Here is a 21,807-nt window from a genome sequence, read left to right as displayed (position 1 = left end):
CCCGCCTTGTGAAAACCATAGCGAGGCCAAGTCATGATCTGACGGGAGGTATCAGACCAAAGCGAGTACGCGGCTAGGACCCCCAGACGCCTTGGCAATTTTGGCCCCCCCCACGACAAGGGTTGCACCAGAGGCAGGCACCTCCGACAGATTTGCAACGCACTCCAACCCCCAACGATTCGACGGAAGCCAGGCAACATGAGTACCAAACGTCGTTGATCGCCCGTTATCGAGGGAAAGCGTGTCAACCGCGAGACCCACGACATTCCTTTCAGCCAACAAGAATGCTGCGGTGTCTGGATGGATGCCCGGGAAGTGCATGGCTCCAGTTTCATCCGCGTTCCGAAAGCGATCTGTCGCAACGTGGTCGGACCAGCCTGAATCCATAGCCACACAGCAGCCATTTGGTAAAGAACCGTGCTCAGCTTCCCAATCCAGTAAATCCTGAACAGACAATTCGTAGTCAGGATCCTGCACAGCCTTTTGGCGCACATCCATTTTGGCGAGCGGCACAACAAGTTCACCTATCGGCAGTTCCGCAGCAGATCGACCATCCGCTGAGAAGTGCGAAGGAGCGTCTAGGTGCGTTCCAACATGCTCAATGATATGCCATTTGTAAGTATCGTAACCGTCTTCGGCCGCCGAAAATACTTGCTCTAGCTCAACGTAGTCAGACGTCCCGCCGAAGGTCGGAAACATGTCGTCGAGGGTATGTGTCAAGTCTACAATCCGACTGAATTCCACACTGGTCTGTTGAGCGCTGGCAGGTGCACTAGAGAGCGACAGAGTGCTTGCACCGGCACTCAGACCGACCAACACACTGCGGCGGCTCAGCGCTTTTTTAACCGCTTCTTGACATCCTTCGACGCACATCTTTCATCCTCCTGTTGGGTATGGGGCGCAGGATATTCCTCTGTTAATCTGGCCGCGCCTTAGTTCATCATTCCACGATAACACTCAAGGAGCAGAAGGTGTTTCTAAAATAATGCCTCCTCAAATGGTTTTCAAAACGATATTCTGCTAAGTCGAAAAGACCATCCGAGGAAGAAAGGATAGGATAGCAGAAATGAATTCGATCGAATTGGATCGCATAGATGAGAGGATACTTGAGGAGCTCAGGCTCAACGCGCGGATATCCAACGCTGATCTGGCAAGGGCCGTTGGCTTGTCAGCTTCGCCGGTCTGGAATCGCGTAAAAGCGTTGGAACAAGCGGGGATCATTGCGGGCTATAAGGCTGTAATAAATCAGTCCGCACTTGGGCGTTCAGAGACCATGATTGTTCAGGTCACTATGGAGCGTCACGACCAGGCTGCGATGTCTAGCTTTGAGCGCGCCGTCAGCAGCATGCCTGAAGTCGTAGAGGCGGCCGTCATTGCTGGAGAGTGCGACTTTCAACTCAAGGTCGCTGTGTCCGGCACAGATGATTTCGAACGTTTCTTGCGGCATTCGCTCTACCCGTTGCCAGGCGTTCGTCAAGTTAGGTCAATTCTCGTTTTGCGTAGCATCACGAAATAGGAGGAAAAAATGAACCACAGTTTCGATGAAGTGGTCGATTTGGCTCGCGAGGCGAGTGAGCTTAAGGATCATTGGTCGCCCAAGGTGGTGGGGCAGATCAATGATCAATACGTGAAGGTTACCAAGCTGAAAGGCCAATTGGCGTGGCACAAGCACGATCATGAAGATGAGATGTTTCTCATCCTAAAAGGTTCACTTCGCATCGAATACGAAGGGTATGTTGTGCATCTGTCGCAGGGGCAAACGCATATTGTCCCGCGCAATACTCTGCACAATCCAGTGGCAGACGAGGAATGCCTCATTGCTCTGATCGAACCCGTTGCGACGAAACATACAGGCGATGTTCAAACAGATAAAACGAAAAGCGTCCAAGATCAGCTGACGTCGTAAAGCAGAATTCAGGTCTTGACCTCGGCGTCCACAATCACGGTACAGGCTTAGTCGCGATCGATGCGTCAGGGGCATTTAGCGCTTTCCCGAACCGATCCGGCGCACCAGTCAGCCAAGCTGAGCTCTCAATGCGAGGGACGGCTCACGGTTTCAGCCAAAATCAATAATCCAACAGGGAGAACGAATTGAACCATGTAATGATTGCTGCTGTGTCGGCGCTCCTTGCCACAGGCGCACTGGCCGATGAGCACGCAAACGAGGTCAAGATCGGCGTCATTCTGGGCTTCACCGGACCAATTGAATCGCTCACCCCCTCTATGGCGGATGGTGCGTAATTGGCTATGACAGAAGTGACCGAGAGCGGACTACTTCTAGAGCAGTTTTCGAACCGATTGAATCGCCTGATGGCCCGAACGCGTTGTGCCTTGCAAACGCTGCCTCGGGCCATCAGGCGATGCTTCAATTCTGATTGGTTCGAAAACGCTCTAGATGGCGCAAAGGTGCTGCCTGTACGCGCTAGACAGCACATGCGTAGACGCGGGCGCTGCAACTTCAGCGGCGGTTCAATTGACACCACTTAACCGTTCTGATCTCACCCATAGATGTACCAATTTTTGACGCGTACATAGTGATCAAATACCTTGAATACACTGAGTTGTTTATCACAAAAAAATAGATTGCTCTTCGTGACATAGCCTTCCAGTATTTCATCATCCACAAAAAAGGGATTTCTTCTAACCCAAATTGGTGATAAATATTCACCAATGAAACGATCTACCATACCTTCTCTTGATGATTTGCGGGCATTCGAAGCGACCGCTCGCCTAGGATCCGTGCGTTCAGCAGCTGACGATCTGGTACTGACGCATGGTGCCGTCAGCCGTCGTATTACGAAACTTAGCCGTGATATCGGCACCTCGCTATTCGAACGGGACGGGCGCGGCCTCAAATTGACCGCAGAGGGCGAAGCGCTCTTCCGAACCACCAGTCGATTTTTTGCCGAATTGGAAGAAACAATCCGCGAGATTGCGGAGCCAAAGGAAAAAGATGCGACTGCGGTTGTCCTATCCTGTGAGAGATCGGTTGCGATGCGATGGTTGATACCGCGTTTAAGCCGATTTCAGGACGCCTATCCCGAGATTGCAGTGCATTTATCTGTTGGAGGTGGTCCACTTGACTTTGGACGTAATCGGGTAAGTCTCGCCCTTCGGCGTCTGGACTTTCCGATTCCCCACGCTTGTCAGGTGGAGCACTTATTTCCGGAACGTGTCGGGCCGGTGGTGGCTCCGCAACTGAAGTCTAGCTTCGAAGAAGGTAATTATCTTGGCCTTGGGTCGAAAACACGACCCGATGCATGGAAGGATTGGCTCGCCAAGAATCCCAATTGCGAACGACCGAAGGAAGTTCGCTATCATGACCATCACTTTCTGATGGTTGAGGCTGCCTCATCCAATCTCGGAGTTGCCCTTAGTCCCGAAGTTCTGGCAATTGATGATATTGAAAGGAAGCGCCTTGTCGCGCCGTTGGGTTTCATCGAAGACGGAACGCACTACGGACTTATCTTTCCAAAAGACATGGTACTAAATGAAAGCGCAGAACACCTGATTGACTGGCTTAGAGAGCTTCATGGTGTGCGCCAATCCAGATTGGACGCTTGACGCATTCCTCATCCTAGCCGTTACCGTTCAGACCTTTGATACTAGCCTTTATCGCAGGTTCCTCGACCATAGAGGCGATCGGTATCATTTGATAAGGTGAAAGGCGGTGTTTTCCATCCATCTGGGTAGGCGGGGACAACATCTAGATGACCGCTAAGAGCAATGCCGCCTGGTTTATCCGGGCCTAGACGAACAACCAGATTGCTGTGCTTCTTGTCAGGTCCACTTATATCAATAGGTTTCAGTTCATATTGGGCCAAGTGATCATGCAAGTAGTCTAGGTCATGTTGACAAACTCCTGAACCAAAGTCGAGTTGCAACGATGTGGATGAAGCCGAGATAGCTTGCTGCTGTTTTGTCGTATCGTGTTGCCAGACGCCTGGAACATTTGAGTTTGTTGAAACAACGCTCAATCTGGTTGCGCAATGCATAGGCAAACCCATCGATCGGAATGGCCTGCTTTCGATTGGATCTGGACGGAATGACAGATGCACCGCCGCGCTTTTCTACAGTGGCGCGAATGTGATCGGAGTCATAACCCTTATCGGCAATGAAGACTCTCGCATCTGGCTGGTCAGCGAGATGATGGAGGCGCGTGACGAACGCCGTCTGCTGCGTTTCCAGAAGCAGATGACCGCCTACAAGCTGCTCATTGTCGACGAGCGGGACTGTCAGATATTCTGTGTGTTGGGCCTGAGGTCGTCATTGACTGACGAACCTTTCGCCGAACATGACGGCGAATTGGGTTTTGGCCTGGAACCATTCCCGTGGCGGAGATTTCCACCCGTTGGAGGTCTGGTTCAGGACGAGGTATAGCAGTTTTGATGCGGCATCGTCACTGGGGAAGTGTCCCCGTGCCCGTACCGCCCGCCGCAGCTTGGAGTTCAGTGCTTCGATAGCATTTGTCGTATAGATCATTTTTCGCACGCCCTCGGGAAAGGCGAAGAACGGGATCACCAGGTCCCAGTTGCGCCGCCAGCTCAGTGCTATCGCCGGGTACTTTTCGCCCCACGGGCCAGTTTCGAAGGCCTCCAGCGCGGCCAGGCCGGCCTCGGCGTCCGTCGCCCGGTAGATCGCCTTCAGGGCCTTGGCAACGTCCCTGCGGTCCTTCCAGGACGCAAAGTTCATCGAATGGCGGATCAGGTGGACAATACAGGTCTGTACGATGGTCTTGGGGAAGGTGGCATTAATGGCCTCCGGGAACCCTTTCAGACCGTCGACGACGGCGATCAGGATATCAGCGACACCACGGTTCTTGAGCTCGTTCATCACCCGCAGCCAGAACTTGGCACCTTCCGTCTGTTCGATCCAGATGCCGAGTATCTCCTTGGTACCCTCGGGCAGAACAGCGAGCGCGATGTAGACCGCCTTGTTGCGCACAAAGCCTTCGTCACGGATCTTCACCCGGATGGCATCGAAGAAGACCAAGGGATAGCAGGCATCCAGCGGCCGGTTCTGCCATTCCGAGACTTCCTCCAGAACGGCGTCGGTCACCGCCGAGATCAGGTCCGGTGACACGTCGATGCCGTATAGTTCCTCCAGATGGCCGCGGATCTCACGCACGCTCATTCCGCGGGCGTACATGGAAATGATCTTGTCATCGAACTCGGGAAATCGCCGCTGGTATTTGGCGATCAGCTTGGGATCGAATGTGCCGGCCCGGTCGCGTGGAATGTCGAGCGTAACCTTCGAGGTTCCCGTCAGCATCGATTTCTTCGAAGAACCGTTCCGGTGATTGCTTGAACCGGCAGCCTTCTCTTCGCCCAGATGCTCGTCAAGCTCGGTATTCAATATCCGCTCAGAAAGCGCCTTCTTCAGTTCGTCGACCAAACCGTCCTTGCCAAACAGGTCCTGCGGATCGCGCCCAGCAAGAAGCTGGTCCAGTATCTCTTTCTCGATAGCCATGTGATGGTCCTTTCTTCATCATCATTATGGACCAACACACAAAGTTTCCGACACTCCCTCGACGAGCTGGGCTTCGTGCCGCTCTCCGAGACCGGCGCGGAATTGCTGTTCGAGCTGATCTCCCAGCGCTACGAACGGGGTGCTACCCTGATCACCAGCAATCTGCCCTTCGACGAATGGACGGAAACCTTGGGCTCCGAACGTTTGACTGGTGCCTTGCTGGACCGTGTCACCCACCACGTCAACATTCTCGAAATGAACGGCAAAAGCTACCGGCTCGCCCAAAGCCGCGCCAATAAGGCCCGCTGAAACCACCAGAAAAAATCGCCACGCCGGCATGCAACCCCCGCTCGGGCTACGCCCTCCCGGCGGTCGCATGCCGGCGTCACAAGTGGCCGACTTTTACGCCGCCACATGGCCGGCTTTTATTCCGCCGTTGACAAAATGTGATGCATTTCTTTCTGACTTAATATCGATGCTCCAAGCATGAAAATAAGGGCTAATGTCACAACTTCCAAGGCAGGCACTGATGAGGGGATATGGGCTAACTCGGCTTTCAACCGCCTCAACGTCACCTACGGTGAATTTCAATCGCTATCCTCTGTATCCAGGTTTTTAGTGCTTCGAAATCATCGGATGTGTCGCCGGATCCTTGAAAAATCAGACCATAGTTGGAGCCGTCAACGGTAAACCTGTTAGGGGCTTGCAAACGTCCACTCTCAATATCATCAAATTGGCCTGCTGCCGGTTTTTCGGACACGCAGTTAAGCTAGCATAGCTTGCTCCTCGATATATTTTCTATTTTCCTCGTGTTCGAGGGCACCACGGGGATAGTCTCTTGCATCTTTCTTGCCGTCGGACCATGAATGGACGCCTATTTCAGCCCCTTCCTTGACGGTCCTGTTCACGCCAGCCAAAAACAAATCAACGCCGCCGGAATGAACCTTGCTATCGGCCCGCAGATATGTATTCTGGCCAAGTTTTCTGACGCGATAGGCAAGCGCGATCATCGTATCATCGTCAAGAGAACCCGGCACATCCAACTCGACGAGCGTCTTGATGTGCGGGTTGCGCGCGTAAATCTCATTGAACTGTTTCAACGTCTTGCTGTTGATTTCACCGCTCATGAACAGCTGTTGTCCTTTGACCGTGAATTCGGTCGTCTCAACTGTGTTCAAAGCAATCACCTCTGCTGTATCTCAGCCCGCAAGCATGAATGCTATCGGCAGCAGAACCGCTCTCATCGAAATTCTCCAATCAAACAAACGACAATAGTGCGCGCTCTCAGATCATCTAGCCTGGCCATCAGTCGCTATCTTTCTGTTCCACCACACAAATGGGACGGTTGCCCGGTTGCATCCCGCCCCCCATATCGAGGCAGATGTCCTCATATTGCCACGCCTCATAAGCGCGACCCGCGAAGAAGCCGCCAGTCAACAAGACAATCACGGCAAGGGTTTGAACAGTACGTGACAATATTGGCTCCTATTTGTCTTTTAAGTTGGTCAAGATATGATTTCGCCTCGACTGTGGTTGCTGTCCGGCCCATAGTTTTCAATGGCTGCCGGGCCTTCTTTATGCGATTGAACCACGGCGGAATATTGATAGAAGCCCGAAGAAAACCGCGGCTGGGGTTCCAAGAACAACCAGGAAGCCCAAGGTCCGTGCGATCAACTCGGGAAGGCCCGAGCCGAATGTCAGTGAGAACCCGATCGCATCCGCAGACTCCAGAGGTGCGATGCGGCTGATCAAACCGACATCCGCTTGCCCCATAGTCGCAACCGTTGAAAGGCCGACATATATTAGCACCGCGATGACTGCGGAAATTATGGCTGGACGTTTCATGGTCGACTTTCCTTTCGAGATGGTAGAGTGACTATCCCAAAATAATTTTCAATGTTGGCAAGAAAGCCGGGAGGCCTTTGCTCTGGTTCAGTCAAATTTTGATATCAAATCTGAGCCGGCCAAAATCTCCATGGATGACCGGTCTGATGTGGCTTTCATAGGTTCAGCCCTGCCATCCAAGCAATCGGCAAGGAAGCCTTCGGCAACTGCAAAAAATGCCAGCCTATTCGCCGGTTGCGCAAACCCATGTCCCTCATCCGGAAAGTTCACGTAGATATGCGGCACGTGCCGAGCGTTCAAGGCGCTAGAAATTAGGTCGGACGCTGCCTTCTGCACCCTTGGATCATTCCCTCCATGGGCTATGAGAAGCGGCGCGGTAATGTTGCCAACGTGATGGACCGGAGAGCGTTCTTTCATATGTTGGCGCGCCTCCGGGGCCGACGGATCGCCAACGAAGCTGTACCAGGTGGCATCAAGATATGGTGCCCAATAGGGTGGAAAAGCCTCGATGGTTTCTTGCAAGTCCGACGGTCCGACGACATCGACACCGCAGGCGAAAACGTCTGGGGTGCGTGTCAGGCCGACGAGCGCGGCATATCCGCCATATGAGCCCCCCATAATGGCAACCCGATCCGGTGCCGCAACACTATTGGAAACCGCCCATTGGACGCCGTCGATCAGATCGTCGTGCATCTTGCCACCGAATTCCTTCTTGGCCGCGTTCAGGAATGCACTCCCGAAACCGGTCGACCCGCGAAAGTTGACCTGGAGCACCGCATAGCCGCGATTGGCCAACCATTGCACCACCGCATTGTATTCATACTCATCCCGTTCCCAGGGGCCGCCATGGACCAACAAGACCATCGGGCCGGGCTGATCGGGGCGGCCATCGCCGTCCGGATCGGAACCATGCGGCAAAGTCAGATAAGAAACCAGTGTCAGACCATCCCGGCTTTCGATCCCGACCGGATGGCTGGGTTGCAAGTCCACTTTGGCCAGAGCTTCGTTCTCGGCAAACAGCATCTTCAGGCGGGCATCGCCGGCCGTGCGATCGAAGAGATACACGGTACCCGGTTGATCGGGACCGTCGGCGGTGACAATCAACCGGGTAAAGTCCCGGCTGGAGGAGGTCACGGAAAGCGTCCCGCTCAGTCGGTCCCGCAGTAACGACCAATCTTCGGCGAATGCGGGATCCACGGGAAGCCAGGATGGCGTGATGTAGTTTTCCTCACAGGCCAGAATTTCATACGTAGTCGGGTGAACAACGGCTCCGGCAATGTCGGAGTGCGGGCTTTCGCACAATGTCGACACCGATCCGGTCGCCAGATCCAGCTCGACCAGAGCGGACTTGTCCCATTCCCGACCTGTGACGATCCTCAGCTTTCCATTGTCGGCGTCAAAGCCCAGCACGCCATCGCCCCGTACCAGATCCTCCGCCGAGAGTGTGAAGACCGCGTTCCACTCCTCATCATAATAATGCTGTTTTCCGTCCGGGCCGACCGCCAGCCCAAGCCGGGGGTCTAGTTCATGGTCAAACACCCAATCCAGAAAGCCCGGATTTTCGGCGATCTTCTCGCGCGCGCCGGTTCTGGTATCGATCAGGTAGACGTCGAACAGCGATGGATCACGATCATTGACAAGCGCAATCAGTTCGTCCGGATAGGCGTGGGAAATCGCAGCGATGGTGGATCGCACGTCGTCGGCAAACGGTGTAAGATCTGTCGCCTCTCCGCCTTCTAGGGCGATGGCGAAGATGTGGAAATTCTCATCTCCCCCGCCGTCCTGCATAAAAACGATCTGCTCTCCGTTCGGCATCCAGCCAAAGCCATCGATGTCTTCGCCGCTGTCGGTAAGTTGTCTGGCCACGTCCACATTGGAAAGCGGTGCAATCCAGATATTGGCCGGGCCATCGTCACTGGCCGCCATCCAGGCTAGCTTTGTTCCATCCGGGCTTATCTGAACATCCGATCTGTCCGCATCCTTGAACAATACGTGACGCGGGATCAGGGGCGTGCCATCACCGACCGGTTGCGCGATAGCCGGCGCATTCAATGTCAACGCCGCCGCAAAAGTCGCGACAACCCCCCGATTTCCGGTAGGGGATGCAAACAACCCGGCGCACCTGGATCCCATCATTTTCATTTTTTTCCGTAGCTTGCAAACATTTCAAAACCCTTCACAAATGATGTGCACGCCATTGTCGACCGGTTTGAGCGACATGGTTGCGTATTTTTCATGAACGCTGAGAACCGCATCCCCGGGTTCGGCACCTGTAGTTCCCAGGGCGCAGATTTTCTCCATCAGCTCCAGCCGCCCATGTGTGAACCCTGTCCCCTTGCCCAACTCAAACCACTTTTCTCTTGTGTGCCAATAGGTGCCTGCAACAGCGGCCAGCGTGCAGGCAGCGCACAGGGTCGTTGCTATCACGATTTTTCCGGTGGTTCCCATATAGTCCTCTTGTGTGCTGGATTTGCGTTATTGGCCCACGTGACGCCGGGTCTACGTCCCTGAAACGAACACTTTGACTTTGAAACTGCCGTCTTCAAACTGTGCCATCTCACCGATAACCAATCGAAACTGGTGCCGGTAAATCGTACCGTCTGCCAACGATGCTTCTATGTCCAGATCAAGGCTCTTGTCGGTGTTTTCGGTGAGACCAACCGCGAAGCTCGCCGGTTCTTCCCCTTCAATCAGGAGTGTAGCGCGTTTTCCTGGCACGACGATGAAGGATGGCTCAAAATGCGAAGTGCACACATTCTGTACGCAACGAGCGCCCATGTCGATCTCAACGTGATAGGCGTCGCCCGCATAGGCTGGGGCGATGACCGCAAGGACTGTCAACAGAGCTGACAAGGACCGTATGATCATGACCAAAAACCTCCATTATGGCGCCCCCTCAGCCATTGTGCCGTGAACAGGGCTATTCCTATGAGCAACAAAAAATAGCCGGTACCTGTCAGAAAAAACGCCTCATGCAAGATCCCGTCTGGTCCGATCTCCGGTGGTAAATAGGCTCCCAACAAGAGGCATCCTGCTCCCAGTATCGATGTTATAGTTCCGGTAATGCGAAACATTCCGCTTCCTTTCTAAATAAATGTTGTGCGACCATCAGATGCAAGATTGAATCTGACTTGCGGGCGCAATTGCCAAAAAAATCTCTACTAGAATAGAAGCCGTCAGAAACGTCCCGTTCAGAACACGACATTGCTGCTGAAAGCCAAGGCTGCATGCTAACTCTAAAAGCCGGTATCATCGCCATTGGTTGGCATTGTACCTTCGAAGCGGCTCAAACGAAGGCCAAGTTCCAGTTCGGTGGGCATTTGTCCATCTATTACGAGATCGGCGACAACGGACGCTACAGCTGGCGCATGCATCAAACCTGTCCCCGAAAGACCAAGAGCGGTGTAAAGCCCGGATTGCAGCGTATCAATAATGGGATGCCTATCTGGTGTAGAACAGTAGATTCCCGCCCAACCGTGTCGAACCACAGCTCGACTATCAACCAATCCAAATACACGATCGGCAGTCGCAAGCACATTCATTGTCCAGTCCGAATCTGCGCGAGTTGACGAATCATCTGGAGATCCGGGCTCATCGCGACCGAGAAACCCGCCGATAAGAGCTCTGCCCTGGTAGTCGGGCCGCATGTGAACCTGATCCTTGATTCCGATGAGCCAAGGAAGGTCGGCGGGAAGTGGCCGGTCCGGCTCGGCAATCAAGAGTTCGTGTCTATGTGCTCTCACAGGAACGGTCAGACCGAGCGGTTCCAAAAGTGCCGAGCACCAAGGGCCGGTCGCTAGCACGACTGAGTCACTGTAAAGCTCACCAACCGTGGTTCGCACCCCTATAACCTTTCCTCCCCTCTCTATAAGGCCAACTACTTCTGTTCCGATTAGTAGATTGGCACCTGCCCTCAGGACCATACGATGGATCCCTTCAACTATTCGGTGCTGGTTTGCCCAACCGTCTCCTTTGCGAAAACTTGCGCCAATAACATCGCGATCGCCAAGCGCCGGCCAACGCTTGCCTACCTCGCCGGCATCGAGATATTCGGAATCCACCCCAAGACTGTGTTGGAGAGCCACTTGCGAAGCGAGGAGCCGAGCCTCCTTTTCTGATTTCGCCAGAAAGAGGTATCCCGTAGAGCGAAATAGTGGATCGACTCCGGACCGTTCCGCAAAATCGTCCCAAAAGGGCGCAGCCAGAATCGACATCCTTATATTGAGGGTGGTTCCGAACTGCTGGCGAATTCCGCCGCCTGTGCGCGTGCTGTTTTCACCCCCAACGAGGCCACGATCAACCAGGGTGACTTTTGCCCCACGATCAGCCAGTTCCAGTGCGCAGCAAAGGCCGACCGCACCGGCGCCGACCACAATGACATGCATATTGGATTGCATCCGGATTTTCCTGTTTAGAACCGTGATAAATTAAATCCGAGCCATGCAGCCTGGTAGCCCCATAGGAACAAAGAACGGAAATCGGTATTGAGATGTCGGGTCCATCCAATGGCTTCTTCCAATCGCTGCTGCGTAATGCCCGTCAGGCGCCGTTTGCATCTGCCACGACCTCCGACAAAGTTGGACAGAAATCCCCACCCCTTCCTTGGTTCAAGGCATGGGTGTAAATGTTCTTGGCGGCACATCCGATGTGAGTGGCGACACCAGCTGCGTCCGCCATAGCGTTTAGATAGGTGAGATCCTTTTGCGCATTGGCCAGCGTGAATTTATGTGCCTCATCCCCGTTAAGCACATATTGCATGTAGGTCTGATAGAATCCGCAGTCCATCCTGCTGCCGCGAATAACGGAATCGAAAGTTTGCGCGTCGAGGCCGGACTTCTTTGCGATTGTCAGCGCTTCGGCATAGAGCGCACCATAGGTCAGCGACAGGAAATTGTTGAGCAGCTTCATCTTGTGTCCGGTCGTGACCGGACCGAGATGGATCACGCTTGAAGCCCAGGCCGCACACACAGGCTCGATATTGGCGAAAATCTCTGGATCGGCACCAACAAGGGCGGACAGCGTTCCTTCATCTGCTTGCGTGGGGGTGCCGCCGAGCGGCGCATCGGCAAAACCAACCCCTTGCACCTTGCAAAGATCGTGAAGCTCTTGCGTCGAGGTGGGATCAGCCGTGGAGCAATCGACAATGATTGTTCCCGGATTCGCGCCGGCCAGAAGGCCATTTTCGCCTTTGACCGTTGCTTCCACCTGTTTGCTTGAAGGCAGACACAGGAAGATAACCTCCACCTGCGACGCAAGGTCTTTGGGGGATTTTGCCTCTATAGCACCCTTCTCAATTAAGTCTCTTAGAACCGACCGGCTTTTGTTGGCAACAGCCACCAATGGGTGACCTGCGGCTAGGATGTTGTGAGCCATACCGCCGCCCATCAGGCCCAGCCCGATAAATCCAACGGCGGGTTTGATTGTATCTGCCATCGTCATTCCTATTGATTCCTTTGTTTCAAACAAGCGCCATGACACGACCGAGACCACCGGTTGCGCCTTGTATTTTCGGAGCGCCCGCTACAAGCGTGGCGCCAACCGGAGGCAGCGCTCCTAGATTGGCAAGGTTTTCGATGCCATAGCGGCCAGAAGGCAGCCACCTGTAGTGCACCTTGAAATCCGTGGAGCAGCCGCAATCAAGCGACATGGTGTCAACAGCGATGCCATTGACCTGACGCTCGCGAATAAGAAAATCGGCAACTTCCTCGTGAAAACCCGGGAAGTGAAACGTGCCGTTTTCGTCTTCGCCGCGGAATCTGTCGGTGCCGAGATGGGCCTCCCAACCCGACAACATGGCGACACAGGCATTTTCCGGGATCTCGCCATGTTCCCGTTCGAAAGCGACAATGTCGGCAAGAGACAGGCGGTAGTCCCGATCCTTGCAGGCGCCAACACGGACATCGATTACCACGAGGGGGCAGACAAGTCGTTCAATAGGGATTTCGTCGATGGTTTGGCCATCCGCGCTGAAATGGATAGGAGCATCAAAATGAGTGCCCACATGCTCTGCATATTTGATCACCTTCAGATTCAGCCCGTCTTTGTCGAAGGTGAACTTGTCTTCAACCTCAAAAGCCTTGCCGAAAAAGGATGGAAAATCCGGTGTGAGCGTGTGGGTAAGATCGACGATACCAGAGAAGGACATCACTTCACGAAGCCTGCCTTCGGAAGGCGTTTCCACAAAACTGGTCTCAGGGAGGACTGAACCAGATGCGGTGACCGCGCGCTGCGCCGCACTGCTTTTTATATTCTCAATTATACATGCGTGACACATGATGCCCTTCTCCTCCCCGTGTTCAGACCTGTGCCAGCTTTTTCACTGTACGCTCGTCGGTTGCATTGCCGGTGTTCAACGTCGTGCCAGGCTCTAGCAGCATGACCTCACAGACATCGCTGAGGGCAACCGGACAATGTTCGACGCCATGCGGAATGATGATGAATTCACCCTCGTTCACCTCCTCATCGCGATCGCGGAATTTCATCAGCATCTTGCCGCGATGCACAAAAAACAACTCGTCCTCGACAGTGTGGTGGTGCCAGACAAACTCACCCTTGAGTTTCACCAGCTTGAGCAACATGTCGTTGATCTGACCGGCAACGCGGGGGCTCCAGGTCTCGTTGAACTTCGCAAACGATTCATCGAGGTTTTTGGCGGGAACATCGGAGACGTGATTGTTGACCTCGGCAACATCCCGAATGATCGCTCTCAGCTGCGACCGAACATCTTTTGCCGGTGCGGGATAATCGCCATCAAGCGCTGCAGTTCCAATGGTAAACCCGGCCGCACCCGAGGCGTAAACGTCTGAAATACGTTTCTTGTTGCCGATTGACCCGGCCATCACGACCGGCTTGTCGACGGCTTCGCAGACCGCAGCCATGAGGGTTTCGACGTCGCCCGGCGAACGATAGGCCAGCAGATCCAGCCCGTGCACGCCTTCGCGCGACGCCAAAGCCTTGGCGCTGGCCACAATCTCGTCGATGGAGCCTTCCAGAACACTCGGATGGCCAACGATCTTGCCCGGGAACGGGAAGTATTGGATGTCCGTGCCTTCCAGAAGAGGCAGAACCGCATCGACATTTGTGCCACCCATCAGGATGTCGACACCGATTTCCATGGCGGCTTTGGCGGACCGGACCTCGCTATCCTTGTCCAATGCGACCACTTCAAGATAGCTGGTCGCACCACCCTCCTTGATGGCCTGATTGAGCTTCTTCAGCCGGTCGAGCGGCAGGCCGACATCTTTGAAGCCGATATGATGAATGCCCTCGGCCAGTGCTGTTTTCAGATGCTGTTCGGCATCCTCAACGGTCTTGTCGTTGCGCGTGAGCATAAAAATGAATCGCAGTCCCATTACGCTGCCTCCTTCAGTTTTGACGCAACCAACTGGTTCGCGTAGGTGATGGCCGTCGCAAGGCTTGCGGGGTCCGCAATGCCTTTTCCGGCAATGTCGAATGCTGTGCCGTGGTCGGGGCTGGTGCGCACGAAAGGCAGCCCAAGTGTGATGTTTACGCCCTTTTCCAGACCCATGTATTTGACCGGGATAAGACCCTGATCGTGATATTGAGCCACCACGATGTCGAATTGCCCCTTGCGCGCTTGCATGAAAACCGTGTCCCCGGGCCACGGACCCGATGCGTCTATGCCTTCTTTCCGGGCGGCCTCAATTGCCGGAGCAATGATCTCAATCTCTTCCCGGCCGAAAAGACCGCCTTCACCCGCGTGAGGGTTCAATCCGGCAACGGCGACACGGGGGCTCTTGAAGCCAAGGGCCACAGCTCCTTCATGCGCGAGGCGAATGGCAGACATCTGCGCGTCAAAAGTTGCGCCCTTGATGGCATCGAGAAGCGACACATGGATGGTGACCAGGACGGTGCGGATATCATCATTTCCGAGCAACATAGCGACCCGTTTTGCTCCGCCGAAATCCGCGAGAATTTCCGTGTGCCCGGGATATTTGATCCCCGCCACGGATAGGGCTGCCTTGTGGATGGGCGCTGTCACGATCCCGCTGACTTTGCCGTCAACCGCATATTTGATGCTTCTGACAATGGCGTCATAGGCAGCCTGTCCGCATTCCCCGCTGATCTCGCCAAATGCCGGCAACTCAGACATGACGCTGCATTCGAGAACTTCGATCGTACCGGGCTTGAATTGCGCCTCTTCAATCTTTCGAAGCGCCCTGACCGACATGTCGACGCCGACGATCCCGACCGCGCGCCTCATCACCTCCGAATTGCCCAAGACAATGCATTTCGCGGGTCGAAGCTGTTTTTCGAGACTTGCCGCCACAATCTCCGGGCCGATACCGGAGGGGTCCCCCATTGTGATAGCCAGTGGCTTAGCGGAGTTTATCATCAAGATACCTTTGAATGTTGTGCTAGGGAGGGTGTCAGTGCTTCGACGGCGGAGAGAAGGGTTGTTTCAGTGCCAAAACCTCCGGCTTTCAGGCCGAGAATGAGGGATTTGCCGTTAGGCAAAGCGCCAACACCGAGCGGAAACCCGGGCTCGAATTCACCCATCAGCACGAATTCATCGACGTTCAGCTTGTCCAGCAACGCCGCCATGGTTTCGCCGCCCGTCGCGATGAGCGCGTCATAGGCGCCCGTCGCGATCAGATGGGCCGCCTCTGCGACCAGATACGCCAGCACGGTTTCGGGAGACGCGGTCCGCTCGAGAGGCGAGCACAGCCGCGTGACACTTTTTGCATCGCGCAACCGTTCCAGTTGCTGACGGCTGATTTCATTCGCGCTGCCGACCACAACGAGCGTCTTCGATACCGTTGGCAGTTGCGTTGCGCGGCCATTCACGCTTGTCTGCGTTTTTGCAAGCGCGATCGCCAAGCCGGGAGATCCGACCCAGAGCGTCTCTTCAGGGTTGGGGATCGCGGCTACCCGCGCGTCAAGCTCTTCCTGCGTTTCAGCATCGAGAATCACCGCACACTCGAGTTCTGACGGAACCAAATCCAGAATCCTTGACGTTCTGGCCGGGTGTACAGGGTCTTGCGCGTAGCTCGTTTCTGACACCGGAACTCCGTCGACAAGCTGAATGCCGCCGCGGGTGATCCGGCCGGCACTCGGAAAAGCAGGCGCGATAACGACATGTTTGCGACCTGAGGCGTGGAACGCGGCCCGGAGTTCCGCCTTGACATGACCGCGGAGAGTGGAATCTATGGTTTTGTATAGCAGTGGCGCGGCCGAGACGGCTTCCGTCGCCTGCGCGATTGCCTTAACGGCCTTCTCCTCATTTTGAGACCGGCTGTCACAGTCAATTGATACAACATCCGCTTCACACCTCGTGCCCGGCCTGGAAGCAGCGCAACGCACAACGATCTGCAATCCCTTTGTCATGAAAGGCCCGGCACCATCAGCGGCGCTTGTCAGGTCGTCAGCGACGATGCCGACAACGGGAGTATCTCTATCAGGATGCGTCATTTGGTGATCATACATCGCCAAACGATACAGAAAAGCGAAACTATCTGACCAATTTTGGTGACATCATATCACCAATCAACGGATGGTAAATTTCTCCCTCAAGGAAAACCTGTTATCTGCTGCAACTGTTGATGACCACGCAACGCACAGCGGGCGTTCGTCAGCACACCCGCACTTGGCTTTCTTGATGGCATGGATGCCCCTCCCGACGACATCGCAATGTGCCATTGTGATGAGTGATGAAGCCATCACAGAAGGAGAGAGCGTCCATGTCCGAAGCTACTATCATCGGTATCGATCTTGCAAAGTGTGTTTTCCAGTTGCACGGCGCGCTCAACGGCGGATCTGTCATGTTTCGCAAGAAGTTTTCGCGGGTCCAGTCGCTCGCATTTGTTACGCAACACCCAAGCTGCGTTCTCGCCATGGAAGCCTGCGCGACGGCGTCTGGCTGGGGTCGTGAGTTCGAGAAGCTGGGGCATGAGGTGCGCCTGATCCCGCCAGTTTACGTAAAGCCGTTCGTGAAGCGCCAGAAGAACGATGCAGCCGATACTGAGGAAATTGTGGAATCGGCGTTGCGTCCGACCATGCGCTCGGTATGCGAGCTCCCGTGCCTGAAACTCTAATAGAAAAACCAAAAATTAGTGACCCAGACCTAGGGGGCTAGACACGCCGATATCCAGATCCGCGTTACCGTCCTCAACTGCTACACCGCTCTTGGCATACCTGTCACAGACGCAGTAGGGTAGTCTGTCCGGGGAAAAGGGAAGTGCACTCACACCCCGAATTGTGCAACAATGCCTCCCGAATCAAGACAGAGTTGACATCTGAGTGGGGAAAGCCCGCTGCAATGATTGGGTGCGGTGGCTCGATACCTGTTATTCAAAGCTTTCAGAATCTGCTTGGTATCGGCTCGATTTTGGTTGGCCTCGGGCTGGCTGATGATGCAACGCACAGCCCAAACGAAAAGTACAACCTGAGAATCTTCCGCAGAGGCATCAGGAGTTGGGTGCGAATTTCGACAAGTTTCGCGACTATGACGACCACTACGTTGGAGAAATAATTGCTCAATGAGTGGAATTGGGAAAATCTGGCGCACCCGACAGGATTCGAACCTGTGGCCTTCGCCTTCGGAGGGCGACGCTCTATCCAGCTGAGCTACGGGTGCATACCGTTCGCAAGATGCTTACGCCATGCTTACGCGAGATTTTCGTCGGTCTAAAGGGCGAACCCGACATTCACCCAAACCGTTGTTTAGTCACTTCTTTCTTCAAGAACCTTTCGCGATCGCCAGACTTGACATCTGCCTTCGGAGGGCAGCGCTCTATCCAGCTGAGCTACAGGTGCCTTGGCCGTTAGCTAACCTTGTTCCAATCCGGGTGCAACTGCAAATCGCGATTGCCGCACTCTTATCAAAACCAAAATCAGGCAAACAGATCATGCGCCAATTCAAGCGCTTCGATCAGTGTATCAACTTCATCGGTAGTGTTATAGAGACCAAAGCTGGCGCGGCATGTTGCAGTCACCCCCAGATGGTCCATCAGCGGCCCGGCACAGTGGTGACCGGCGCGAACCGCTACACCTTTCTTGTCGAGAATGGTTGAGACGTCGTGAGCATGGCCAGCACCGTCCAGCGTAAAGCTGAAAATCGCGGCCTTGTCCGGGCGAGTGCCTTGAACCTGCAACCAGTTCAGCCCAGTCAGACGTTGCATCGCGTAATCGCGCAAGCTGGATTCATGAGCTGCGATGTTTTCCATCCCCAGGTCCATCATATACTCCAGCGCCACGCCAAGACCGATGGTCTGTACGATCCCCGGCGTGCCGGCCTCGAACTTCATTGGCGGGTCATTATAGATGATCTGATCCTTGCTGACCTCTTTGATCATGTCGCCGCCACCGATAAAGGGGCGCATTTCGGCCATGCGTTTGGATTTGATGTAAATCGCACCTGACCCTGACGGCCCATAAAGCTTGTGGCCTGTGATCGCGTAGAAATCGCACCCTATTTCTTCGACATTTACCGGCATGTGAACGGCACCCTGACTGCCATCAACCAGAACCGGGACGCCCTTGGCGTGGGCACCATCAGTTATGGCTTTCACATCTACAACCGTACCCAGCACGTTCGAGCAGTGTGTCACTGCAACCAGCTTGGTTTTCGGTCCGATTGCATCGATTACCGCCTGCGGGTCAAGCCCGCCCTCTGCGTCGACGTCGACCCATTTCAGCACGACGCCCTGTCGTTCGCGCAGGAAATGCCAGGGGACGATGTTTGCATGGTGCTCCATCACACTCAGAACAATCTCATCGCCCGCTTCAAGTCGCGGCATAGCCCAGCCATAAGCGACCAGGTTGATCCCTTCGGTCGTACCAGAGTTCAGGACGATCTCATTCTCGTTCGATGCCCCCAGAAACCGCGCGATCGTGCCACGAACGGCCTCGTATTTCTCTGTCGCAAGATTGGACAGGAAATGCAGGCCACGATGGACATTCGAATACTCCTCGGCATAGGCCCGCGTCACCGCGTCAATGACCACCTGAGGTTTCTGAGCCGAAGCACCATTGTCGAGATACGTCAAAGGCTTGCCATTCACCTGACGCGACAAGATCGGAAAGTCAGAGCGGATTTTCTGCACATCATACATAAGAGAGGTATTCCTAGACGGGCCCGGTTGGGCTTAGAAACAGAACGAAGGGGATGGCGACAAGGGCTGACAACACAATTACCGCAAAGGATTTCCAGAGCGACCCGAGTTGATGCGCTTCGTTCAGAAAATGAAGCGTGACGTAAAGGCTCAGGATTGCTGTCGCCAACAATGACATCATCATCAGGAACGGTAGGGTCAGGCTCAAGATCAGCGTCACGACCAAGGCGGCTATTTGCAGGAATTGCAGCCAGATCGTCAAAACCATCAGATCATCGAACTTCGCCAGACCTCCAAGCATTCGCCCGACCAGCAGGAATGCGACGATGCTCAGCATCATGGCCCCGGCCGAGCGCACCAAAACCATGGGAATGCTTTCGAGCGCCGGAGAGGGTTGGCCTTCCGCCATTGTTATTGACAAACCTATTCCCAATTGGACAACGCAGTTCAAAACGACCGCCAGTGCAAATGCCAGCCAAAGCACTTCTCGCCCCAGCTTGAGCGCCATCAGCCGTCGCGCCGCTTCGGCCGGGTTCCTGATCGTCAGGACAGCCATATTTCCCAGAAAACTCGAATTCATGCGACGGACCTTTGCACTTGTCTGAGACCGGATACCCAGAACCAGACAAAAACAGCAACCCAGACAAGACCCACAATCGTCAATGTAGGCCCTGGTCCGATAAACCCGGCGACAAGGCCGTTCAGCAGAACCAGCGGTGCAGACGACAACAGCGCCCAGAACAACGCCAGGCGCGCACCATAAGCGCTTCCCTGACCGCCAAACAAGCGCGCCGCCCAATGAGACACCAGTGCCAGCGTGTAAAAGACCAAGGGCAGAATGAACACGGATCCGAGCAGAGCACCACCCAAAAGCATGTTCAGCTCAACGCCTTCCAGATGCGCTTTGCGCGCAAGGCCAGGCATCTGGGCGATGAATGCCACCACACAAAACGCCATAACAAAGATCAGCGCCCGGTCTTCTCGTTGACCCATATCCAGAAGCCTGCGCACCACCCGCCCCGGCCCCTTGTACGTTGCTAGGATATCCGACGACAGGGCCATCAGCTTCGGCGCGCCAGCCACCCTTCCAGACGGCTTACGATTTCATCTGCCAAAGTGCTGTCTTCGATCTCATCCACTGCTTCGGCCAGGAATGCCAGCGTCAACATGTTGGTCGCGTCCTTGACCGGAACACCCCGTGACCGAAGATAGAACAACGCCGTATCGTCAATCGCACCCGAGGTTGAGCCATGGGAACATGCCACGTCATCGGCGTAGATCTCAAGTTCCGGTTTAGCGAGGAACTGGCTGTCATCATCTAAAAGCAGCGATTGACTGATTTGGTAACCATCGGTTTTCTGGGCCCCTTGCTTTACAAGGATCTTGCCCTGAAACACTCCGGTCGCACCGTTGCGAAGCACTTTCTTAAAGACCTGACGGCTTTCGCAATTCACCGCGTCATGGGTGATGAACACCGTGTCATCATGGTGGAAATCACCATCCCCAACACAGGCCCCGGCCACATGCGCCACCGCATTGTCGCCGGTCAGTTCAACGACCTGTTCGTTACGGGTCAGCACCCCATTCGCAGTCAAGGTGAAGGACTTGTAGACCGACTCTGCCCCCAAACGCGTGAACATATGGGTCGCGGCGCGACGTTCGTGGTCCCTGCCCTGCGCCCGCACATGATGCAGCGTCCCCTTGTCGGCAATTTCAATCTCTGTACATTTGTTGAAACGCGACGCCGCCGGGCCGGATTCAAGAATAGTCACCTCGGCCCCGCTTTCCACGCGAATAACGTGATGCAGGATCGCGTCGGATGTCGGCGAGGCATGACGATAGATCAGGTTGATCGGTTTGGAGGGTTTGCCCGTAACGTGAATGGCAACGCCGTCCGACGCAAAAGCCGTGTTCAATGCAGCCAACGGGCGTTGAACCGGGGACTGGCCGCGCGCTTCCAGAACGCCATACAGGTCTTTTGCCCAATGAATGTCTTTGCAGCAGATGTCTTCAATCCGGTCGATCTTGACACCGTCCAGCGACAGGTCATCGGATTCCTCGGCGCTGAAGACCCCGTCGACAAAAACAATTTTCAAACGGTCAAGGTCGTTGAAAAGCACCGGTTCATCATTGATAAACACCGCCGCAGGCAAAGCCTCGGCAGAAATCAGACTATCGGGTTGAGTGTATTTCCAATACTCATCCCGGCGCCCCGGCAGGCCGGATTCCAGAACACGCGCCAAAGCGTCTTCGCGTGCACCACGGGTGCAGCCCGCATCGGGCATGATCAACGTAGCCAGACGCGCCTCGGTTGCGGATTGTTTCGCTTGCGGCAAAGCCATCAGTTCACCTCGGCCAGAATGTCGGCATAACCGTTGTTTTCAACCTCAAGCGCCAGTTCAGGTCCGCCCGTCTTAAC

At 54.8% G+C, this 21,807-nt stretch carries 25 protein-coding genes, 1 tRNA gene and 3 pseudogenes; 7 read left to right on the top strand and 22 right to left on the bottom strand.

From position 1 onward, the window contains the following. Positions 1-51: 51 nt before the first annotated feature. The gene (locus tag AC2FLZ_RS03265; protein ID WP_496881755.1) at positions 52-873 is read right to left on the bottom strand and encodes a cyclase family protein; all 822 of its coding nucleotides are present in this window, start codon (positions 871-873) and stop codon (positions 52-54) included. Positions 874-1,066: 193 nt separating this feature from the next. On the opposite strand from AC2FLZ_RS03265, the gene AC2FLZ_RS03260 reads away from it, so the two are divergent. The 4 genes from AC2FLZ_RS03260 (at position 1,067) to AC2FLZ_RS03245 (ending at position 3,564) form a co-directional block, all read left to right on the top strand. Next, entirely contained in the window at positions 1,067-1,516 is a 450-nt protein-coding gene (locus AC2FLZ_RS03260; protein ID WP_496881754.1) for an Lrp/AsnC family transcriptional regulator, read from the top strand. Between the two features lie 9 nt (positions 1,517-1,525). Further along, complete coding sequence (locus tag AC2FLZ_RS03255) at positions 1,526-1,906, top strand: cupin domain-containing protein (RefSeq protein WP_496881753.1); 381 nt, start codon at positions 1,526-1,528, stop codon at positions 1,904-1,906. Between the two features lie 185 nt (positions 1,907-2,091). Further along, positions 2,092-2,241 carry a hypothetical protein gene (locus AC2FLZ_RS03250; protein WP_496881752.1) on the top strand — a complete coding sequence of 50 codons (150 nt, stop codon included), beginning with the start codon at positions 2,092-2,094 and terminating at the stop codon, positions 2,239-2,241. 429 nt (positions 2,242-2,670) lie between these two features. After that, positions 2,671-3,564: a LysR family transcriptional regulator gene (locus AC2FLZ_RS03245; RefSeq protein WP_496881751.1), complete on the top strand. Its 894-nt coding sequence runs from the start codon at positions 2,671-2,673 to the stop codon at positions 3,562-3,564. A 41-nt stretch (positions 3,565-3,605) separates the two neighbouring features. Here AC2FLZ_RS03245 and AC2FLZ_RS03240 read toward each other — a convergent pair whose 3' ends face one another. Together AC2FLZ_RS03240 and AC2FLZ_RS03235 are read right to left on the bottom strand one after the other, a co-directional pair. After that, complete coding sequence (locus AC2FLZ_RS03240) at positions 3,606-3,824, bottom strand: M20/M25/M40 family metallo-hydrolase (protein ID WP_496881811.1); 219 nt, start codon at positions 3,822-3,824, stop codon at positions 3,606-3,608. Between the two features lie 22 nt (positions 3,825-3,846). Beyond that, positions 3,847-4,116, bottom strand: coding sequence for a transposase (locus AC2FLZ_RS03235; protein ID WP_496881810.1), 270 nt, complete (start codon positions 4,114-4,116; stop codon positions 3,847-3,849). 18 nt (positions 4,117-4,134) lie between these two features. On the opposite strand from AC2FLZ_RS03235, the pseudogene AC2FLZ_RS03230 reads away from it, so the two are divergent. Next, a pseudogene (locus AC2FLZ_RS03230) lies at positions 4,135-4,227 on the top strand (AAA family ATPase); the annotation flags it as partial. Between the two features lie 39 nt (positions 4,228-4,266). Here the strand turns inward: AC2FLZ_RS03230 and AC2FLZ_RS03225 are convergent. Next, entirely contained in the window at positions 4,267-5,469 is a 1,203-nt protein-coding gene (locus tag AC2FLZ_RS03225; RefSeq protein WP_496881750.1) for an IS256 family transposase, read from the bottom strand. A 57-nt stretch (positions 5,470-5,526) separates the two neighbouring features. Here AC2FLZ_RS03225 and AC2FLZ_RS03220 point away from each other — a divergent pair. Further along, positions 5,527-5,778, top strand: a pseudogene (locus tag AC2FLZ_RS03220) (ATP-binding protein); the annotation flags it as partial. A gap of 455 nt (positions 5,779-6,233) precedes the next feature. Here the strand turns inward: AC2FLZ_RS03220 and AC2FLZ_RS03215 are convergent. From AC2FLZ_RS03215 to AC2FLZ_RS03155, 13 genes are all read right to left on the bottom strand, one after another. Then, positions 6,234-6,647 carry a hypothetical protein gene (locus AC2FLZ_RS03215; RefSeq protein ID WP_496881749.1) on the bottom strand — a complete coding sequence of 138 codons (414 nt, stop codon included), beginning with the start codon at positions 6,645-6,647 and terminating at the stop codon, positions 6,234-6,236. Positions 6,648-6,774: 127 nt separating this feature from the next. Beyond that, on the bottom strand, positions 6,775-6,945 hold the full coding sequence (locus tag AC2FLZ_RS03210) for a hypothetical protein (protein ID WP_496881748.1): 171 nt from the start codon (positions 6,943-6,945) through the stop codon (positions 6,775-6,777). Positions 6,946-7,044: 99 nt separating this feature from the next. After that, positions 7,045-7,314, bottom strand: a complete 270-nt coding sequence (locus AC2FLZ_RS03205) for a hypothetical protein (RefSeq protein ID WP_496881747.1) — start codon at positions 7,312-7,314, stop codon at positions 7,045-7,047. A gap of 87 nt (positions 7,315-7,401) precedes the next feature. Next, positions 7,402-9,450, bottom strand: a complete 2,049-nt coding sequence (locus AC2FLZ_RS03200) for a S9 family peptidase (RefSeq protein WP_496881746.1) — start codon at positions 9,448-9,450, stop codon at positions 7,402-7,404. A 30-nt stretch (positions 9,451-9,480) separates the two neighbouring features. Beyond that, positions 9,481-9,762, bottom strand: coding sequence for a hypothetical protein (locus AC2FLZ_RS03195; RefSeq protein WP_496881745.1), 282 nt, complete (start codon positions 9,760-9,762; stop codon positions 9,481-9,483). 51 nt (positions 9,763-9,813) lie between these two features. Further along, entirely contained in the window at positions 9,814-10,182 is a 369-nt protein-coding gene (locus AC2FLZ_RS03190; RefSeq protein WP_496881744.1) for a hypothetical protein, read from the bottom strand. Continuing rightward, positions 10,179-10,388, bottom strand: a complete 210-nt coding sequence (locus AC2FLZ_RS03185) for a DUF3955 domain-containing protein (RefSeq protein ID WP_496881743.1) — start codon at positions 10,386-10,388, stop codon at positions 10,179-10,181. Before AC2FLZ_RS03185 ends, AC2FLZ_RS03190 begins: the two co-directional genes overlap by 4 nt. 162 nt (positions 10,389-10,550) lie before the next feature. After that, a complete protein-coding gene (locus AC2FLZ_RS03180; protein ID WP_496881742.1) occupies positions 10,551-11,711 on the bottom strand; it encodes an NAD(P)/FAD-dependent oxidoreductase in 1,161 nt (386 codons plus the stop codon). A gap of 142 nt (positions 11,712-11,853) precedes the next feature. Further along, complete coding sequence (locus tag AC2FLZ_RS03175; protein ID WP_496881741.1) at positions 11,854-12,747, bottom strand: NAD(P)-dependent oxidoreductase; 894 nt, start codon at positions 12,745-12,747, stop codon at positions 11,854-11,856. Between the two features lie 25 nt (positions 12,748-12,772). Continuing rightward, positions 12,773-13,459, bottom strand: a complete 687-nt coding sequence (locus AC2FLZ_RS03170) for a cyclase family protein (protein ID WP_496881740.1) — start codon at positions 13,457-13,459, stop codon at positions 12,773-12,775. 151 nt (positions 13,460-13,610) lie between these two features. Then, a complete protein-coding gene (locus AC2FLZ_RS03165; protein WP_496881739.1) occupies positions 13,611-14,666 on the bottom strand; it encodes a cupin domain-containing protein in 1,056 nt (351 codons plus the stop codon). Beyond that, complete coding sequence (gene pdxA, locus AC2FLZ_RS03160) at positions 14,666-15,670, bottom strand: 4-hydroxythreonine-4-phosphate dehydrogenase PdxA (protein ID WP_496881738.1); 1,005 nt, start codon at positions 15,668-15,670, stop codon at positions 14,666-14,668. The genes AC2FLZ_RS03165 and pdxA overlap by 1 nt, the downstream gene beginning before the upstream one ends. Beyond that, positions 15,670-16,746 (bottom strand): four-carbon acid sugar kinase family protein, encoded by a 1,077-nt coding sequence (locus tag AC2FLZ_RS03155; protein ID WP_496881809.1) that lies wholly within the window; start codon positions 16,744-16,746, stop codon positions 15,670-15,672. The genes pdxA and AC2FLZ_RS03155 overlap by 1 nt, the downstream gene beginning before the upstream one ends. Positions 16,747-17,015: 269 nt before the next feature. On the opposite strand from AC2FLZ_RS03155, the pseudogene AC2FLZ_RS03150 reads away from it, so the two are divergent. Continuing rightward, positions 17,016-17,342, top strand: a pseudogene (locus AC2FLZ_RS03150) (IS110 family transposase); the annotation flags it as partial. Between the two features lie 492 nt (positions 17,343-17,834). Here AC2FLZ_RS03150 and AC2FLZ_RS03145 read toward each other — a convergent pair. The 5 genes from AC2FLZ_RS03145 to sufD form a co-directional block, all read right to left on the bottom strand. Next, a tRNA-Arg gene (locus tag AC2FLZ_RS03145) sits at positions 17,835-17,911 on the bottom strand. A gap of 256 nt (positions 17,912-18,167) precedes the next feature. Next, the gene (locus AC2FLZ_RS03140) at positions 18,168-19,388 is read right to left on the bottom strand and encodes a cysteine desulfurase (protein ID WP_480505150.1); all 1,221 of its coding nucleotides are present in this window, start codon (positions 19,386-19,388) and stop codon (positions 18,168-18,170) included. Between the two features lie 13 nt (positions 19,389-19,401). Further along, positions 19,402-19,968 carry a YIP1 family protein gene (locus tag AC2FLZ_RS03135; RefSeq protein WP_496881737.1) on the bottom strand — a complete coding sequence of 189 codons (567 nt, stop codon included), beginning with the start codon at positions 19,966-19,968 and terminating at the stop codon, positions 19,402-19,404. Then, positions 19,965-20,450, bottom strand: a complete 486-nt coding sequence (locus AC2FLZ_RS03130) for a YIP1 family protein (protein WP_480472819.1) — start codon at positions 20,448-20,450, stop codon at positions 19,965-19,967. The genes AC2FLZ_RS03135 and AC2FLZ_RS03130 overlap by 4 nt, the downstream gene beginning before the upstream one ends. Further along, entirely contained in the window at positions 20,450-21,730 is a 1,281-nt protein-coding gene (sufD, locus tag AC2FLZ_RS03125) for a Fe-S cluster assembly protein SufD (protein WP_480472821.1), read from the bottom strand. The genes AC2FLZ_RS03130 and sufD overlap by 1 nt, the downstream gene beginning before the upstream one ends. Between the last annotated feature and the right edge of the window lie 77 nt (positions 21,731-21,807).

The sequence above is a fragment of the Ruegeria sp. YKSF131 genome, from assembly GCF_059612645.1.
This window is presented reverse-complemented; position numbering and strand designations above follow the sequence as displayed.